This window comes from Natronoglycomyces albus (assembly GCF_016925535.1).
Lineage (GTDB): Bacteria > Actinomycetota > Actinomycetes > Mycobacteriales > Micromonosporaceae > Natronoglycomyces > Natronoglycomyces albus.
In genome coordinates this window covers 3,869,980-3,887,880 of sequence record NZ_CP070496.1, presented here as the reverse complement: position 1 = coordinate 3,887,880, position 17,901 = coordinate 3,869,980, and the positions used below count along the sequence as shown (strand labels likewise).

Annotated in this window: 15 protein-coding genes; 7 read left to right on the top strand and 8 right to left on the bottom strand. The window is 62.7% G+C overall.

Going from position 1 to position 17,901, the window contains the following annotated elements:
• Window positions 1-7: 7 nt before the first annotated feature.
• Window positions 8-1,027 carry a GNAT family N-acetyltransferase gene (locus JQS30_RS16570; protein WP_213171343.1) on the bottom strand — a complete coding sequence of 340 codons (1,020 nt, stop codon included), beginning with the start codon at window positions 1,025-1,027 and terminating at the stop codon, window positions 8-10.
• Between the two features lie 154 nt (window positions 1,028-1,181).
• Here JQS30_RS16570 and JQS30_RS16565 point away from each other — a divergent pair, with 154 nt between their 5' ends.
• Complete coding sequence (locus tag JQS30_RS16565) at window positions 1,182-1,835, top strand: hypothetical protein (protein ID WP_213171342.1); 654 nt, start codon at window positions 1,182-1,184, stop codon at window positions 1,833-1,835.
• Window positions 1,836-1,935: 100 nt separating this feature from the next.
• Here JQS30_RS16565 and JQS30_RS16560 read toward each other — a convergent pair whose 3' ends face one another.
• Complete coding sequence (locus tag JQS30_RS16560; RefSeq protein ID WP_213171341.1) at window positions 1,936-2,535, bottom strand: hypothetical protein; 600 nt, start codon at window positions 2,533-2,535, stop codon at window positions 1,936-1,938.
• 521 nt (window positions 2,536-3,056) lie between these two features.
• On the opposite strand from JQS30_RS16560, the gene dnaB reads away from it, so the two are divergent.
• From dnaB to JQS30_RS16545, 3 genes are all read left to right on the top strand, one after another.
• Window positions 3,057-4,514, top strand: a complete 1,458-nt coding sequence (gene dnaB, locus JQS30_RS16555) for a replicative DNA helicase (RefSeq protein ID WP_213171340.1) — start codon at window positions 3,057-3,059, stop codon at window positions 4,512-4,514.
• Between the two features lie 301 nt (window positions 4,515-4,815).
• Window positions 4,816-5,262: a hypothetical protein gene (locus tag JQS30_RS16550; RefSeq protein WP_213171339.1), complete on the top strand. Its 447-nt coding sequence runs from the start codon at window positions 4,816-4,818 to the stop codon at window positions 5,260-5,262.
• A 324-nt stretch (window positions 5,263-5,586) separates the two neighbouring features.
• Window positions 5,587-6,069 (top strand): hypothetical protein, encoded by a 483-nt coding sequence (locus tag JQS30_RS16545; protein ID WP_213171338.1) that lies wholly within the window; start codon window positions 5,587-5,589, stop codon window positions 6,067-6,069.
• A 172-nt stretch (window positions 6,070-6,241) separates the two neighbouring features.
• On the opposite strand, the gene JQS30_RS16540 is transcribed toward JQS30_RS16545, so the two are convergent.
• From JQS30_RS16540 to JQS30_RS16520, 5 genes are all read right to left on the bottom strand, one after another.
• Entirely contained in the window at window positions 6,242-7,558 is a 1,317-nt protein-coding gene (locus JQS30_RS16540; protein WP_213171337.1) for a glycosyltransferase 87 family protein, read from the bottom strand.
• Between the two features lie 204 nt (window positions 7,559-7,762).
• On the bottom strand, window positions 7,763-8,626 hold the full coding sequence (locus JQS30_RS16535) for a DUF5926 family protein (RefSeq protein WP_213171336.1): 864 nt from the start codon (window positions 8,624-8,626) through the stop codon (window positions 7,763-7,765).
• Between the two features lie 112 nt (window positions 8,627-8,738).
• A complete protein-coding gene (locus tag JQS30_RS16530; RefSeq protein ID WP_213171335.1) occupies window positions 8,739-9,101 on the bottom strand; it encodes an ATP-binding protein in 363 nt (120 codons plus the stop codon).
• Between the two features lie 282 nt (window positions 9,102-9,383).
• On the bottom strand, window positions 9,384-10,103 hold the full coding sequence (locus JQS30_RS16525) for a glycerophosphodiester phosphodiesterase (protein WP_213171334.1): 720 nt from the start codon (window positions 10,101-10,103) through the stop codon (window positions 9,384-9,386).
• 328 nt (window positions 10,104-10,431) lie between these two features.
• Window positions 10,432-11,931 carry a multicopper oxidase family protein gene (locus JQS30_RS16520; protein ID WP_213171333.1) on the bottom strand — a complete coding sequence of 500 codons (1,500 nt, stop codon included), beginning with the start codon at window positions 11,929-11,931 and terminating at the stop codon, window positions 10,432-10,434.
• A 903-nt stretch (window positions 11,932-12,834) separates the two neighbouring features.
• Between JQS30_RS16520 and JQS30_RS16515 the strand changes: the two genes are divergently transcribed.
• On the top strand, window positions 12,835-14,043 hold the full coding sequence (locus JQS30_RS16515) for an arginine deiminase (RefSeq protein WP_213171332.1): 1,209 nt from the start codon (window positions 12,835-12,837) through the stop codon (window positions 14,041-14,043).
• 375 nt (window positions 14,044-14,418) lie between these two features.
• On the opposite strand, the gene purD is transcribed toward JQS30_RS16515, so the two are convergent.
• Window positions 14,419-15,639, bottom strand: a complete 1,221-nt coding sequence (gene purD / locus JQS30_RS16510; RefSeq protein ID WP_213171331.1) for a phosphoribosylamine--glycine ligase — start codon at window positions 15,637-15,639, stop codon at window positions 14,419-14,421.
• Between the two features lie 152 nt (window positions 15,640-15,791).
• Here purD and purB point away from each other — a divergent pair, with 152 nt between their 5' ends.
• Window positions 15,792-17,228, top strand: a complete 1,437-nt coding sequence (gene purB / locus JQS30_RS16505; protein WP_213171330.1) for an adenylosuccinate lyase — start codon at window positions 15,792-15,794, stop codon at window positions 17,226-17,228.
• A 399-nt stretch (window positions 17,229-17,627) separates the two neighbouring features.
• Window positions 17,628-17,900 (top strand): phosphoribosylformylglycinamidine synthase subunit PurS, encoded by a 273-nt coding sequence (purS, locus tag JQS30_RS16500; protein WP_213171329.1) that lies wholly within the window; start codon window positions 17,628-17,630, stop codon window positions 17,898-17,900.
• Window position 17,901 lies beyond the last annotated feature (1 nt).

The following is a 17,901-nucleotide window of genomic DNA, read 5'->3' as shown; positions in this document are numbered from 1 at the left end:
GTAGCCGTTAGTGCGAGGCTACGCGTTGGAAGATGACGGCCTTTTCGAACTCGACGTATCCCAGCTTGTCGTTGATGGCACTCATGTGCGGGTTGATGTCCGCGTTGCCGGTCTTGACATGGACCACCTGTGGGAAATCTCGTCGCAGCTGGCGATGCAGACCGATCTTGACTAGCGTTCCCAACCGGTGGCCGCGGTGCTGTGGGTCGACTAGCGTGATGCGGATTTCGGCTTCGGTGCCCGGCTCGGCGTTGACAGCCGCCCGGCTCATCGCCGCGATCTGGCCGGTCTCCTTGTGCCGGGCGGCAGTGGAGACGACCTTGATGCCACATTGGACGTCGAGGTCTTCAACGGTGCGAAGGCGCTCAGCGTTGAACTTCTGTTCCTCGACCATCACTTCACCGGAGGGAACTTGATCCATGATCAGCGACGTCAACGCGGCGACGCCCTCGATGATGTCCTCCGGTGGGGTGCCGACCCATTCGACGAGTTCATAGTCGCTCACGTGGTCGCCTAGATCGTCCTCCAGCGCTTGTTCGACCTCTAGGTCAGCCTCATGCAAGTTGCTGCGGCGGCGGTGCAAGTTCAGGGCTGCGGTAAAGCCCTTCGCCTCCGCGAACGCCGCGCCAGCGCTTGCGCGCGCCGGACCTCCGGGGATCGCGTTGACAGTGCGAGCCATCCACGCGGGGCGGTCGGTGGCAAGTGAGTTTTCCGCGGCGAATTCGAACAGGGATGTGCCTATTCCGGACCGTCGGTATTCGGGGGCCACGTACACATTGAATTGCGACAAATGGGTGTTGTCCTCAATGGGCGAAAGGACTATTGCCGCGCCGCGGACTTGCCCGTCTTCCAGCGCTACGAACGCGGCTACATCGGTCTCGGCTCCCTCATGGTTAAGGATGAATTTCATCTCGACCGGGCAGCGGGGGGAATTGCCCGGCTCATCGTGTGCGGCGCACTCTTTGAGGAGGTTGATAAGCGAGGCGAATTGGGCCTCGTCCTGGCGATCGAAGTGTTGAATTTTCATGCCTCATTGTGACACGAGTAATCCCAAGTGTTTAGGGCGATACATTGTGGAGGTATTTTTATAGAATCGAGGATCTCTGAGGCATATGCTCCATTTAGGGCTATCAGCTCCCTTTGGTTCTTGACTTAGTTCGCGTTCGTCGTAAAATTGGACAATGCCAGCACCCGCCTTTACAAAGGTCATTGACGCCCGTTTCCATCACAAAGTAGGCACCGAGTACGGAGGCGGCTATCAGGCCCACACCTACTCTGGTACCGCCCTTGAGATCGAGCGCCCCGACGAGGGCGAGCCACCCCGCCGCTACAACCTGACCTGCCACGAATGCAAGGAAAACCTCAGCTTCCGCATATACTCGGTCGGCACTACCGTGCGCCGCCGTCGCCTCTGGGGTATCCAAGCCTTGCTCTATGTGGCCCTCGCGCTCTTGTGTATCGCTCTCTTGGTCCCCGAGACGGGTAAGTCCGCCGAGGACCCGAATGTTGTCGCCGCCATCGTCGTCTACCTATTGGGCGTGGCCACGTTCTTCGCTCTGGCGATCTTCTTTGGATACAAGCGATTCCTCGATGTGGGTATTGCCGGGCATGGAAGCGCCTACCCAGGGGCGGTCAAACACAAACTCGACCAAGTGCAGCCCGACGAAGAACGCTGGCCTGAGGTTCGCTGCCGTCGCTGCGGGCACACCGAACAGTTCGATCGCCACCCCGACCTTCCCCTTGGCGTGCAACGAGACGCACTTATCGATCAGTCCCGGTCACGCGCGGTCGAACTGCTGTTCCAACACCAATGTCAGAAGCAAGAACAGCGCTAATGTCCGCCCGAGAGCTACTGAACGTTTCTGCTGCCACCGAACAACGGCCTCGGAGACCAGGCCCCACAGTCCGGTTGGGCGCGCCGGGCCGAGGAACTTACTAGTAACCCCATCCCGCCGTGCGCAAAATGACCGTCACCAAGCCCGCGCCCAACAGCGCGGCCGCCGTTCCAGCTGCCCCCGCCCGCCAACCCGCCCGCGGGAGCCGCAATAGCACCGCGATAAGCAGACTGCACGTCAGGGCCGAGGCGATCCAGCCCCACGAGTCCGTCCAGAGCGCGCTCAGTCGCGCTATGACTCCACAGCCTTGATCAGGGCACATCCCCTCAACCGGGGGATTGCGAATCGCCCAGAGCACATAGAGCACGCCCAGCCCGGCGTACCAAGAGAGCGTGACCAGCAAGGTGGGGGTGAACGCGCGTTCCCCCGGCCGGTCGTCAACCTCCGGGTCGGGATCGAGACGGCCTCTGCTGGACTTCTCGTCGCTGGTCATCGCCGCCCCTTTCGCTACTGGTGGTGCATCGTCCTCGCCGGGCACACCTGCGACATTCTCAAACGCGCAAGTGGTCGCGCCACAGTGGTCAAGACGGCCCCGAACCGTGCCGCCCTCGGCAACCCCGCGCAAATGCGACAGGTGCTCATTGGCACGGAGGAAGGGATCCGCCTCATGATCAGCGTAGTCGCAGGTCACCCCGAACACCCACCGAAGTTATCCACAGGCTGTGCGTCATCCACAAGAGTGACAGAAGCCGCCGAGAGGCGCGACACTCGGTCGAAAAATCTTTCCTCCACAGCCAGTGGACAACAAAATCCCAGCTAGTTATGCGTGTCGAAAAATCATCTAATTTACTGTGCACAACCTCATCCACAGAAATCCCGGCGATTTCCACAGGTTATCCACAAGTTATCCACAGGGTTATCCACAGGCCGATTTGCGGTGGAGTGCCCAGGGGCATAGCGTCAACGTGAACACCAATGTGCGCGGCGGTTCGCCCCTATACTGAGACGTCGTCTCGCTAAGGTTTGGCTGCCGAGGGGAAGTGGCCGCGTCCACCTCGCCATACTCAATCGACCACATCGACACACCCGATCCCGAGGCTTGGGCAAGGCCACAGGTGAGGACGTCGACACCTCTCCACGAACCAGCGCGCGACCGGTGAGGCAATCCGCGAGGCTCGACGACCGCAGTGAAACCTATGGGGGTGTAACACAGTGACGGACATGTATGACGGGCCCGCGCCCGAGGGTGCTGCCGTGGGGCGCAGCACCAACCGCCCCCCGGGACAAGGTGGACGCAACGGTTCGAGCAAAGGCAACTTCAACGCCGGCGATGACTTCGCCTCCGAAGGAGGCTTCCGCTCCTACGAGCGCACCCCGCCGCAAGACCTCGCCGCCGAACAAGGCGTCCTCGGCGGCATGCTCATGAGCAAAGACGCCATCGCCGACGTAGTCGAGATCGTCAAACCAGGTGACTTCTACAAGCCATCACACTCGATCATCTTCGAAGCCATCTGCGACAAATACTCCGCCGGCGAACCGGCCGACCCCGTCACCATCGCCGCCGCGCTGGCCAACAGCGGCGACCTAGGCAAGATCGGCGGCGGCCCCTACCTGCACGACTTGCTCTCCGCCGTGCCCACGGCCGCCAACGCGGGCTACTACGCCCGCATCGTCGCCGAGAAGGGCGTCCTGCGCCGCCTGATCGAGGCGGGCACCAGAGTGGTCCAGCTGGGCTACGGTTCGGCCGGACGCGACGTTGACGACTTGGTCGACCTCGCTCAGCAGGCCGTCTACGACGTCACCGAGAAGCGTGTCTCCGAAGACTTCACCGTGCTCTCCGAGCTGCTACAACCCACGCTGGACGAAATCGAGACCATTGGCGCCAACGCCGGGATGCTCACGGGCGTGCCCACCGGGTTCGCCGACATGGACCGGCTACTCAACGGGCTCCAGGCCGGGCAGCTCATTATCGTCGCCGGGCGTCCGGGCCTGGGCAAGTCGACCGTGGCCATGGACTTCATGCGCCATGCCTCCCTGCACCATCAACAAGCATCGGCACTGTTCAGCCTCGAAATGAGCAAACTGGAAATCGTCATGCGGCTTCTCAGCGCCGAGACACGGGTACCGATGCACGTCCTTCGCTCCGGGGAACTCTCCGACGACGACTGGACCCGACTGGCCCGCCGCATGGGCGAGATCTCCGAGGCACCCCTGTTCGTCGACGACACCGCCGCGATGACGCTCATGGAGATCCGCGCCAAGGCGCGCCGCCTCAAACAACGACACAACCTCAAGCTCATGGTCGTCGACTACCTCCAGCTGATGACCTCGCCCAAGCGGGTGGAGTCCCGGCAACAGGAAGTCTCCGAGATTTCGCGTGGGCTCAAGCTCCTCGCCAAGGAAATCGAATGCCCGGTCATCGCCGTTGCCCAGCTCAACCGTGGTCCCGAGCAGCGAACGGACAAGCGTCCGCAGCTTTCGGACCTGCGTGAATCCGGGTCGATTGAGCAGGACGCCGACGTGGTGCTACTGCTGCACCGCGACGACTACTACGACAAGGAATCCCCGCGTGCGGGCGAGGCGGACTTCATCGTCGCCAAACACCGTAACGGCGCTACGGACACCATTACCGTGGCAGCGCAGCTACATCTATCGCGGTTCGTCGATATGGCGGTATGAGGCGCCAGTGTTACAGTGAGGGCAGTCACTAACGAGCCCGCATCGGGTGGCCTGCCAGGCGACGGAGGCGACCTACCCCGTAGGTGGCCCCACCAGCCAACCCAGGCACATACCCAGCACGGCTCGCCGACCCCTGAGCCTGCGCGAACGGCCCGGTAACTCGACACCTCGCAGGTGGCGGAGTTTCCCACCGGCCAGCCCGACGCTGGTCGAAGAGTGCACACTGCCGGGCATTCATACCCCCTCCCGGCAGCATCGCGCCGACTTAGGGCCAAGACCAACGACGACTTGGAGCCTAGACGTGTCATTTGCCACGACCCCTCGCCTGTTTGCCCTCACCCTGGCCACTGCCGGGATGTTCGCCCTCACCGCCTGCGCAGGCAGCGACAGTGATGACAACCAAACAGGCGACAACAATGACAGCGCGAACGACAACAGCGAATCCGACGGTGACAACCGAGTCGAAGCGCTGAAAGAAGACTGTGTCGAACTCAGCGACTCGGTCGCCGCGCTTATCAACGAAGGCCGCGACACCGACCCGGCCGATCTGGAAGCCAAAGCAGAAGAAGTGCGCCAGTTCGCCAACTCCCAAAACGGAGCCGACGTCACGCTGGCCGGTAACGAACTGGCCGACATGCTGGAACTGGCCGGAGAGGACATGGACTCCATCGCGCAAGACCCCGACTTGATGATGGAGTTCGCCGAAGCCTCCTCCTCCTTCGCCCGCAGCTGCGACGAAGCCGGATAAAACGCCTCACCTAGCCGCACCGTCGTTTGGGCCTCACCTCGCATCGGTAACCGAGGGCCTTCGGCGGTGCGGCTCATTTGGGTTTGCGCACCGGAAGGCGCCGCCGCGCGGGCCCGCTCGAAGCGACCTGGCCGAAAACCCCGACCAAGGCCACAGTGGATGAAGCAGACGTTTGCTAGGGCAATGCCACCGGGCGAGGCGCCCACGTCACAGTGTGGACTCACGTCTCACATCGCATTGACAGTAGACATCACCGTTGGTAAGGGCCCGATACACTCGGCGCGAACACCCTGATCATCCATTGACCCCTGGGAGAAAATCTCAATGCGCCACACCCACGCTCGTCGACTCTTCGCCGTGACCATCGCCGCCGCCACCGCCTTTGCCTTGGCCGCCTGCGATGACTCCGAGGAGGTCTCACTGGAGGCGCCGGACAACTCCACCGACGTCACCGACACCGAACAGACCGACGACATCGATTCCAACGAGGCCGACACCGGCTCCGTTGACGACGACGCGGCCTTCTCCGCCTGCACGACCCTGACCATCGACGTCATGATGCTCGGCCTCAACGTCAGTGACATGGACGCCGCCGAACTCACCGAGCTGTCCGACAAAATGGACGAATTCAACGGCATGGTCAGCGACCCGGGACTGTCCGACTCCTCCGCGGACTTGCGCGACATGCTCGCCGACGCCGCGAGTGACCCCTCCGCCTACGAACTAGGCACCCAAAACGCCGTCGACATCTCCAACGTGGTCTCCGAATTCATCGACGGCTGCTCGGTGTTGAGCTCCAACGGCTAAGGAGCCAAAAGCCGCGCCTTCGACGCGAAGGCTAGCCACCCGATCGGCAGCGGCCGCCCGCCACGAGGTCGACAGCGGCCACATTGTGAACCCTGGCCCCAGCGCCGACCATGGCGCTGGGGCCAGGGGCGTTCGGGCCCGAGAAACCACAATGGCCAATAAACCCAACGCACTAGCGCCAGCGATCAACCAACGGCGAATCCGGTTCCTCAGCGCTGCGCAACGCGAACGCCCAACCCAGCAGCACCACCGGATACAGCAGATACCCGAATCGGGTCGCCGGCATCAGCGCAATCGCCACCGTCAAACCAGCCGCACACCATGCGGCGGCGGCGCTGGCGGTCAGCGGCGGGCGACGGTACAGGGCCACCGCGATGAGCGCGCCGGCGGCCAAGAGTAGGCCGATGGCGATGTAGGAGCCGCCGGGCACGTTAGAGGCGATCAGATAGCCCGGCAGCGGGGATTGGGCCGGGGAGTCGATCACTCCCTTGCCGAAGGGAAACGCCATGACATTGTCGACGACGCCGTGCCAGTCGTACAGGGCCACCGGCGCGAGGGTGAGTATGACGGGAGCGGCCACGATCGCGCAGTAGCGGGCCGATTGTCGACGTTGGTAGGCGAGGATTCCCAAGACGATCGCCAAAGGCCAGGCGATGAGTTTCAACGTCGCGGCCGCGCCCATGACCAAACTGGCCCAGGTCCACTTGTTGCGGTACCCCAAGACGATGGCCAGCGCGGCCAGGGCGACCACGGGCATGTCGTCGCCGCCGGTGCTGAGGGTGAGCGCGCATACGGGCACGATCGCGGAGGCTTGGAAGGCGCGCAGGAGGGCGCTCTTGCTGGCGCGGTGCCGCAGCAGTCGCAGCATGGCGATGAGGCATACGGCGGTCACGGCGGTGAAGAAGAGGCGGGCGTCGGTCCACCAGTAGTCGCCGATGATGGCTTTGGGCAGGCCGAATACGGCCATTCCGGGCTGGTAGGGCGTGTAGCCCAGGAGGGGTTCGGACAGGGCCGCGATTTCCTCGGCGCGCAGGTACGGGCTGCCGCTGTCCCATAGTCTCTGGGCGGATGCCTCGATGACGAGGACTTCTTCTTGGGCCCGGTCGGGGTTTCCGGCCGCGCGTTGGAAGATAGAGGCCAGCATGGGCACCAGGAGGACTGCCGCGCTGGTGGCTGCGGCGACCAGGAGGCGCATGCGGAAGGGGACGGCGGCGGATATGAGCAGGATGCCGATCATGGCCGCGGCGGGGGCGTATCCACCGATGGCAATGAATCCCCAGTATTCGTGTGCCGGGAGGACTGTCCACAGCGCTGTCGCTCCGGCGAAGAGGGCGCTGAGGGCGTACAGGGTGGCGTCAAGGTGGAGCGGGCGCTTGCCGCTGTCGCGCCCGAGGACGGTCTCGGCGGCGGGTTCGGGCTCGACGTTTTCGGAGTCTATGACGAGGTGGGCCTCGTGCTGCTGCGGCCGCTCTTCGTGGGGACTATTCATGGTCGCACGGATGGACTGGTTCCGGACCGCTTGCGAACTGGCTGTGAATGCGGCCAATCGTGGGAGCGGTCGGTTTGAGAAGCGGCGGCATGCGTGTCACGAGTGGTCAGCTTCAACTTTCATCGGGGCCGATACCGTGGCGACCTGAAGTGGAGCGAGTCTAGGCGGTCGGCACTCGCCTGCGGGAATGCCGACCGCGTCGAGTTAGCGGATCGACAGCTGTCGACCAATGAGGCCGTCGCGGGCGCGGCGTTCGGTGGCGGACAGGTCGGCTCCGGCTTCGAGGCTGGCCTGGTAGCGCTCCAGGAATTCACGTACGGGGCCTTCGACGTCGGCCGGTTTCGTGTTGACGTCGAGGTCCCAGACGGGTACGAGGAGACCGTGGGCGCGGAACATTCCGGCGAATTTCGACTCTGGCGTCAGTTTGAGGCTGTCGGCGGCCGATAGGCGGGCTAGGGCCTTGAGCGCGGCGTCCTCATCGTCGGTGAGGATGTGGCGCACGTGCACGGTCTCGGTGGTTTGGCACCAGTGCGCGCCTTCGACGGCCAGCTGTTCGATGGGGAAGAGCGATTCATTGGCGCGTTCCAGGCTCGCGGCGACCTCGGGGTCGTTGGCGTCGACATCCTCGGCCAACCAGTAGGAGAAGTCTTTTTGCAACGTGAGCGTGAGCGGCTCGTTGACGTCGATGATGTCTTGTAGGCGGGGGCCGGGGGCCGGTCGCGCGGGGACGGGGATCTGCTTGCCCGGTTCGGTCTCCAGCGCGGTGATGATGGAGGAGGCGATGTCGCGGCTGATGTCGCCAGACTGGAAGTGACGTTGGGCGGCGATGAGGATGCTGCCGTCTTCGTGGCTCATGGCGGGCCAGGCCAGGGGCAGCACGGTGGTGAGGGTGACGGTGCGCCCGTTTGCCTTCTGCGCCCATTCACCGGTGAGGGAGAGGGGGGCGGTGGCGGCGGGGAACAGTTCGCGCACGGCGACCCAGTTCGCTTCTCCGGCGAGGCCGGCGAAAGGACGGGGGACGAAGACGTCGCGGAACTTTTTCTCTTTGATCTTGCGTCGTTTGCTCACCCTGACAGGGTAAGTGGTGGGTGTGTGCCGGTCGCACCGGGATCGTTCGCTGGCGTGGCCCAATGCAGGTGAGGGCGACGACCGAGGTCGTATCAGCCGGATGGAGGGGTCTTTAGAGTTTGACGCGGGCCCAGACTTCTTTGCGACCGCCAGCTTGGCAGCGGGCACCCCATTCGTCGGCGAGGTGCGCGACGATGAACAGGCCGCGACCGTCGGCGCTTTCCAGATTCACCGGGCGCACGACGGGGGTACTGCCGGAGCCTCCGTCGACCACGGAGAATTCGACGTGGTCCTCATCGGCGCGGCATTGAATCCACAGTTTGTTTCCAGGCAGGGCCTGGGCGTGGCGGATGGCGTTGGAGACGAGCTCGGTGGCGACGGCCTGGAGGTCGTCGAGGGCGTCAGAGGTAACGGCGGGGAGGTGTTGGCGAATCCAGCTTCGAGTCATGGCAGTGGCGGTCGCGTGGTGCGGCATTTGCACCCGCCACTGCGTACTCGCCGTTGCAAACACGTTCGTACCCCCGCGCATGACCCTTATCGCTACTCAACTTACCCGTTTAGGGGAGGCTCTATGAGCCATGCGCCGAAGATATAACGGCAGATGAAGTTTGGCTAGCCCCTGCGCAACATTGAGGGGGTTCGCGAGGTGCGCTGGCTGCGAGGTTGCATATTTATATGTGTCAGTGAACACACCGGCGCTCTGAGGTGGGAGTGGTTGGGCAACTGCCTAGTAGGGGATCGGAATCTCCCTCGCGTCTCACAGGGAGGCTTTGATCATTCCCGGTTTGTCGGTGATGAGCATGTCCGCGCCACGCATTTCTTTAGCCGCTTTGGGCGTGTTGACCGTCCAGATGAAGACGTCCTTGTTCGCGTCTTTGGCCTGGGCGATGAAGCTGGGGTCGGCTCGGACGAATTCCAAGCGGGGGCCGTAGGCGTTGATTTCGGCCGGGGGAGAGCCAAAGGGGTACTCGAATAGCCACACCAGCGGCGTCTCCTTGTCTTCGGCGCGCCAGTGTCGCAGCGCGGCGCGCGAGAAGGACATGACTACTGCGTCCAGGTGTGGCCGACGACGGAGGGATTTAAACACTTCCTCTTCGACCCGCATGCCAAACCGGGTCGGATGCTTGGTTTCAATAAGGAGCTTCAGGTGAGGATTGGTCTCCTCGACCAGGTCGAGGAATTCCTCGAAGGTGGGGATGCGCGCCGATGCGGGGTCGTCGGCTTGCGCGGGGTGTTTCTTGGCGAAGTTGAGGGCCCGCAGTTCTTCCAATGTCATGTCGGAGATGTTTCGGCGGTCTCCGGCGGTGCGGCGGGCGTTGCGGTCGTGGTGGAGTACGAGGTGGCCGTCGAGGCTCAGTCGTACGTCGCACTCGAACCCGTCGGCGTTCTCGGCTACGGCTTGCCGGTAGGCGGCTAGCGAATGCTCGGGGAAGTGGTCGTTCGAGCCGCGGTGCGCGATGATCAGCGGTTGAGACACTCTTTGACAGTATCGGACGCCGTGCGAAGCCTTCGGGGAGCACGCGAAAAAGGGACGAAGCGAACTTCTGAATGCTGCAAGTGGTGCCGTGAGCTGGGGTAAACCGTCGAGGGCCAGACTTTGCCAGAGCTGCCTGGCTTGGTGCGGCCCGCAGGCTTTATGCCGAGGTTTTCGCTGGGGTGCCGCCTCTGGCGTAGGTATCGGGATGCAAGCGTGTCGTGGCTGGGTGGAGAATGAATCCGCTTTTGGTGCCGAGCATCCCCGTATCTCGATGTGTCGGCCCATGTTTGCTGCGAGTTTCGTGTCGTCGTGGCGTGGTTGCCTCCTCCTATCCATGGCCGTTTTCGTGGAAGGCGTTGTCGGGGACGCTGCCGATTTCTTGACCTTCTTCTAGGACGACGAATTGGCCCATCATCCCGTCGTCTTCGTGGCGCAACACATGGCAGTGGAACATGTAGGGAATGTTCGGGTCGGCATAGTCGGTGAAGCGTAGGAGGAGTTCGACGGGTTCGAAGTTAGGCAGGTGGATGGTGTCCTTCCAGCCCTTCCAGTGTGCGGGCGGGTCGTTGCCGTCGAGTGAGACCACTTGGAACTGCACGTCGTGTACGTGGAAGTTATGGAAGTTGTTGTGCTCGTTTTCAACTGTCCATAGCTCGGTGTTGTCTAGGCGGACGCCAAAGTCGATGCGCTCCATGTCCATTCGTTTGCCATTGATGTGGGTACCAGAGAACTGGAAGTTGCGACGAGTGATGACGTCGTCAATATCGAGATTCGGCTCTGGGGCCAAAGTGGAGGGCACTTCGGTGTCGTCGGCTAGTTCGGATGTGGCGCGGAATTGGCAGATGTCGAATTGGTCGTCGATGCCAAAGGCGCGCGCTTCGTTGCCTCTGATGGAGATGTCCATGGGGTAGCTGCGCAGAATCGCTTCGTCGCCGGGCTCGAAGGCGACGACTATTTCGGCTCGCTCTCCCGGAGTGAGCATGATGCGGTTGGTGGTGAACGGTTCGTTGATCAGGCCGCCATCGGTGGCGATGAATTGGAAGTCGCGGTCATCGTCGAAGCCGAAGTTAAATGGATGCGTCGTGGAGCCGTTGAGCAGGCGGAGCCGAACCAGTCGGGTGGTGACATCGAAGTACGGCGAATGCGTACCGTTGACCAGGATTTCATCGCCCAAGATGCCCGACGGTGTGCCCATCGGTGAGCTTGCGTCCCACTGGTTGTCCTCATCGAAGGCTTTGTCTTGCACGATAAGGGGCAGGTCGTCGACGCCGTACTCCGAGGGCAGATTCAGTGCGTCAGTTTCGTCATCGTCGATGATGAACATGCCCGCGAGGCCCCGATAGACGTGTTCGGCGGTGTGCCCGTGTGGATGCGGGTGGTACCAGAGACTGGCGGCAGGTTGATCCACAGTCCACTGTGGGTACCACTCGGCCCCGGGGTGCATTTCCTGGTGGGGGCCTCCATCCATCACTGCTGGCAGATGCATGCCGTGCCAGTGGATGCTGGTGGTCTCGTCCAGTCCGTTGTGGATGAGGAAGCCGATCTGCTCGCCACGGCGGGCCCGAATGGTCGGGCCGAGGATACTGCTGTCGATTCCCCATGTTTGGGTCTTCTTCCCAGGCTTGATCTGGGTTTCGCCAGCGCTAATACCGAGGGTGAACACGCGGGTTCCGCCGTTGTCGGTGCGCGCTTGCGCCAAAGCGGGGATCGATAGTTCGTTGCTGAAGTCAATCTCGCCGAAGGTGTTGACGGCCGCTCGGTGGCGGCCGCAGGCTCCGAGGCTAGCGATGGCCGCGCTGCCAGCTGCGCTGGTCGCCGCCAGCTTCATTAGCGTCCTTCGGTTCAGCATTGTTTCCTCCGTGGCGTACCGGTTCGGCTTCGAGATTCCGTTTCAGCCAGCGTGGGTATTGGTCCGCTCTAGGTGCCGGGGAGCCTGGTGTGGTCTCTCGTTGGTGATGAGTGGAGGCTGACTGGGTCAATGTTCCTGGAAAAGAAGGTGGCTGTCGTCAGCCCAGAGATGACATTGCGTGTACTCCGTACGGCGAATAGGAGACGGCATAAACTCCCCCGAGAGGTTGACATAGTGAGTACGCCTGAGGTTTAGGCTCTCTGTTGACCTGCGGGAATGTTGAGGCTCGCGGATGTCGGTCGCGGCGGTTCTGGGTGGGCGTTGCTGAAGTGAAGGTAGTCACTTTACGGTCGTGCCGCAGGGGTTGGCCCGCCCCTGCGGGGCCTGTGTGACCCGCAGGGCGCACACGCTGCCGTGCCGACCACGCGAGTTCGCTATTTTCCAGCCGATGCCAAACCTGATGGGGACCGAAGCCTCATCAGGTTTCCGCTAAAGGCACTTTCGGTGTTCCCCTAGGCTCGTTTACCTGCGTAAACTTCGCCTCCTGCGGTCTTGAACTCGCACTTTTGCCGAAGCTGCACGGTCTGGCAACAAGCGGGTAAAGGGAATGATTCTCCTCGTCGCCGCGGCTGGTCACATGGCGAGAAAAAATTCCGATGAATGTGTGAAAATACCACCCAGTTGAGTCTTGGGGTGGAGGAGGAAACGGTATGAATAACTGTTTCCTAAAGTGAGTGACCATTACTCGACGTCTTACTCCTAGCGGCTGAATGCCTATTCATAAACATGGATATCCCTACGGGTAAAACGCCAATCTAGCTGCTAGAACACAATTCTTAAGGGTCTGTCACCCTTTACTAAATTCAGCATTACCATTGACGCATGCACAGTGCCACTCCATCCTCTTACGGGGTTAACAGCGAAGTCGGTCGACTACGACGGGTGTTGCTTCACCGTCCTGGCGGCGAGCTGCGTCGTCTGACTCCCCGCAACAACGACAGCTTGCTATTCGACGGTATTCCGTGGGTGGAGAAAGCCCAAGAGGAGCACGATAAATTCGCCGCTGTTCTCACAGACAACGGCGTCGAAGTTCTCTACGTCGACGACCTTCTGACTGAGGCACTGTCCGTTGAACAGGCCCGGGCCGAAGCCATCGACGTCACCGTCATGCACGACCGCTCTTTGGGCCAGTCTCTTCAGAAGTCCCTCACTGGTTTCCTGCGCGACCAAACGCCCTCTGACCTGTCTTCTCTGCTCATCGCGGGGCTGACCAAGGAAGAGTTTCCGGTGGGCCCGAGCCTGCGCTACGCGATGATGCGCGACCAGGATTTTCTGATCGACCCGCTGCCAAACGTGCTGTTCACCCGCGACTCCTCGGTGTGGATCGGCGACTCGGTGGCCGTCACCAGCCTGGCGATGCCCGCTCGCCGCCGCGAAACGACCCTGACGAACCTTATCTACCAGCACCACCAGCAGTTTGCGGGCGTCAATCGCATTTACCACCCCGACTTGGAAGACCTCGAAGGTGGCGACGTCTTGGTCCTGGGCGAGGGAATTCTGGCGGTCGGGGTTGGTGAGCGCACCACGCCGGCTGGAGTGGAGCGCCTAGCCCGGCAGTGTTTTGCCACCGGCAACGTCCGTACGATCCTGGCCGTGCCGATCGCGCAGCGCCGCGCCACCATGCACCTAGACACGGTGTGCACGATGGTCGACCACGACAAGATGGTCATGTACGCGCCAGCCGAGAAGAAGTTGCAGGCGTTCCCGATTCACCGTGGAGACGACGGCGAGCCCGTGGTCGGTAAACCCACCCTGTTCACCGAGGCCGCGGCCGAGGCGCTGGGAATCGACAAGCTGGAGATCATTCACACCGGTGAACGCGACCTGGTTACCGCCGAGCGTGAACAGTGGGACGACGGCAACAACACCCTCGCGATCGCGCCCAAGATCTGCATCGCCTACGAACGCAACACGGTTACCAACTCGCGCCTGGAGCGTTCCGGTATCAAGGTCATCACGATCGAGGGCTCTGAACTGGGCTCCGGTCGAGGCGGCCCCCGGTGCATGTCGTGTCCCATCTGGCGCGACTAGGTGGGTAGAGCGTGCCCCATCTGGCGCGACTAGGAAGTAGAGCCTGTTCCAACCGGAATGGCTGATCAGCACAGCGCACCTGCTTGGGCGAGCCCGCCCGCAGTAGGGCAGGCGGTGTGGCTCAGGTCGAGTGACCGCAGTGACTCAGCTCGGCGCAATCAGCCGCCCCGCGTTTTCCTTGGCCTAGCCAGGAAAACGCGGGGCGGCTTTGCCTTGGCGGGCGGGCGTGAAGGCGCGCGGCCAGGGAAGGCGGGCACGTTTACGAAAACGTGCGCCCCCTAGGGCCGCTCTCGCCACCCAAGAAGTGCGCGGCTGGCGCAGGAGCCTGGCCGAAGCCAGACCTTCCACGAACCGCGTAGACGCTAAGAATCGGGGCTACAAGTCGGCCGCGATGTCTCCGCGCCAATATCCGCCCTGCAAACTCACACCTGCGACTTTGCGATAGGACTCTTCGCGGGCCGCGGCGATCGTCTCGCCCACCCCCACGAAGTTCAACACTCGGCCACCGGTGGCCACCAGTCGACCGTGCTCGTCCAGGCCAGTCCCGGCGTGGAAAATTCCCTCGCCGTCGGCCCCCTTGATCGGGCGACCCTTCGCAGGTGTGCCGGGGTAGCCCTCGTTGGCCATCACCACGCACACCGCCGAGGCGTTCTTCCAGCTCAGCTGCTCGAATTCGTCCAGCTTGCCCGTTGCGGCAGCCAACAGTAGTTGGGCCAACGGGGTTTCTGACAACGCCAACACCGCCTGGATCTCCGGGTCACCGAATCGGGCGTTGAACTCCACGACTCGCAGGCCCTTCGAAGTCAACGCCAAACCGCAGTACAAAGTGCCGACGAACGGCGTCCCGCGTCGCGTCATCTCGGCCAGCGTGGGATAGGCGACGGTCTCCATGATCTGTTCGGCGAGCGTCTCCTCGGCCCACGGCAACGGCGTGTACGCGCCCATGCCGCCAGTGTTGGGGCCGGTTCCGCCTTCACCGATCCGCTTGAAGTCCTGCGCGGGCAGCAACGGCACCGCGTTCGTACCGTCACTGATGACGAACAAAGACACCTCGGGCCCGTCGAGGTATTCCTCGACCACCATCCGCTCGCAGTTCTCCGCGTGCTTCAGTGCCTCGTTGAGATCTTCGGTCACAATGACGCCCTTGCCAGCGGCGAGACCATCGTCCTTGACCACGTATGGGGCGCCGAATTCCTTTAGCGCCACCTCCGCCTCGTCGCGGGAGGTGCACACCCGGGAGGCAGCCGTGGGTACCCCAGCGGCGGCCATGACGCTCTTGGCGAACTCCTTGGAGCCCTCCAGACGCGCCGCCTCACGAGAAGGCCCGTACACCGGGATGTTCTTGGCTCGCACCGCATCGGCCACGCCAGCGACGAGCGGAGCCTCCGGTCCGATCACGACTAGGTCGGCGTTGCTGGTCACCGCCAGCGCCGCGACCGCTTGCGGGTCGTTGGCGTTGACGGGCACGCATTCGCCCAGGCGCGCCATGCCGGGGTTGCCGGGCGCACAGATGAGTGATTCGACAGCTGGATCTTCGGCCAGACGGGCGGCAAGCGCGTGTTCTCGCCCTCCCGTGCCGATCAACAAGACTCGCACGAACCGATTCTACGCCCGCCGATTGGCCGAGGCGGGGAGGCCAGTGGCGGGGCGTGACGCGCTTAATGGCTAGCTGTGGTGGCCTGTGCTGGAGGAACGCCCGACCGTGTTGGTCGTCACGTGCGCGGTACAGCCGCGTTCTCGCCTGGTCGATGGGTGACAATGGGGTGGTGATCGCAAACGTTTTGGCTGACCGGTATGCCTCCCCGCAAATGCGCGATGTGTGGGACCCAGTGGCGAAGATTCGTGCGGAACGTCAGCTGTGGCTGGCGGTGCTGCGGGCGCAAAATGAGTTGGGCGTCTCGGTGTCCGATGAGGTGATCGCCGACTATGAGCGGGTCCTCGACCAGGTTGATGTGGCTTCGATCGCCGAACGTGAGCGACGCACTCGCCACGACGTGAAGGCCCGCATCGAGGAGTTCTCCTCGCTGGCCGGTCACCAGCACATTCATAAGGGCATGACGAGCCGCGACTTGACGGAGAACGTTGAGCAAATGCAGGTACGTCAGTCCTTGGAGCTGATCCGCACCCGGGTGATCGCCACGCTGGTGCGTCTTTCGGCGCGGGCCGAGCAGTACCGCGACGTGGTCATGGCGGGCCGTTCCCACAACGTCCCGGCACAGGCGACGACGCTGGGCAAACGGTTCGCTTCCTGGACCGAGGAGCTGCTGAGCGCCTATGAGCGCCTGGACGACCTGATCGCCCGTTATCCGTTGCGCGGCATTAAGGGCCCGGTGGGTACGGCTCAGGATCAGTTGGACTTGTTCGATGGCGACGAGGCGAAACTGGCCGAGTTGGAGCAGCGCGTCGCCGGGCATTTGGGCTTTAGCCGGGTACTTGACTCGGTGGGCCAGGTGTATCCGCGGTCGTTGGATTACGACGTGGCCTCGACGTTGAGTCAGATTGTCGCCGCGCCGTCTTCGGCGTCGCTGAGCATTCGTCTCATGGCGGGCGCGGAGTTGGCCACGGAGGGTTTCCAGGCTGGCCAGGTGGGTTCTTCGGCCATGCCGCACAAGATGAACACGCGTTCCACCGAGCGGGTCAACGGCTTGGCTGTCATTACGCGCGGGTATACCTCCATGCTGGGCGAACTGGCTGGGGATCAGTGGAACGAGGGCGACGTGTCGTGCTCGGTGGTGCGGCGGGTGGCGTTGCCCGATGTGTTTTTCGCCGTCGATGGTCTCTTTCAGACGTTCCTGACGGTGCTCGATGAGTTCGGCGTCTACCCGGCTGTGATCGGACGCGAACTGGACCGCTACTTGCCGTTCTTGGCTTCGACGAAGATCCTGATGGCCGCGTTGCGTACCGGGGCGGGTCGGGAGGACGCGCACGAGGCGATCAAGGAGCACGCGGTGGCGGTGGCGCTGGCGATGCGTGAGTCGGGTCAGGCCGACAATGACTTGTTTGATCGTCTGGCCGCCGATGAGCGCTTGGGGCTGAGTAGGGAACAGCTCAGTGAGCTTGTCGCCGATCCGGGTGAATTCACGGGTGCGGCGGGGGACCAGATTGGCCGGATCGCGCAGCGGGTTTCCCAGGTCGCGGCGAAGTTTCCGCAGTCGGCGGCATACGCGCCTGGCCAGATCTTGTAGGGGAATTTTTGGCCTAGCCGCTTAACTGGGCACATGGGGTGGCTTTTTTGGCTTAATCTGCACAGGTGTGTTTGTCGTTGGCTCACCCGCCGAGCTGACGTCACTCGCATGGGTTGATCTTCGCCGCCTACCTCCCGGTGGTCTCTCAGTGGTCACGTTGTTCACAGCAAGTGGTTTCCGCTGCGCAGAATCGTCGGGAATGGGCGAAGTTCACCTTTTCGTAAATGAGTAACAGGACACTCCCTGCCCTTGACGAATGGTCACGCCCTCAGCCAGCACATATGCTGAAATCGTGTGGCCGAAGAGGCGACTGTGCCCAAGCTGGGCACACGTTGACTCGCGACACATTGACGCAGGGACCCCCTTCGTTTCCTAACGCAACTGACAGGAGCGCACATAGTGGCACGCGTAGTAGTGGACGTGATGCTCAAGCCCGACATCCTTGACCCGCAGGGCGAGGCAGTCAAGGGCGCCCTCCCCAACCTCGGCGTCGAGGGTGTGGAGCGAGTACGGATCGGCAAACGCATTGAACTGGACTTTGCCGAGGGCGTTGACGCGGCCTCGGTTGAGGAGCAGGCCCGTAAGGTTGCCGACGCACTGCTGGCCAACCCCGTGATCGAAGACTTCACCATTGCCTCGGTTGAGGCCGATGCGCCTGCGGGGGCCTCGTGAG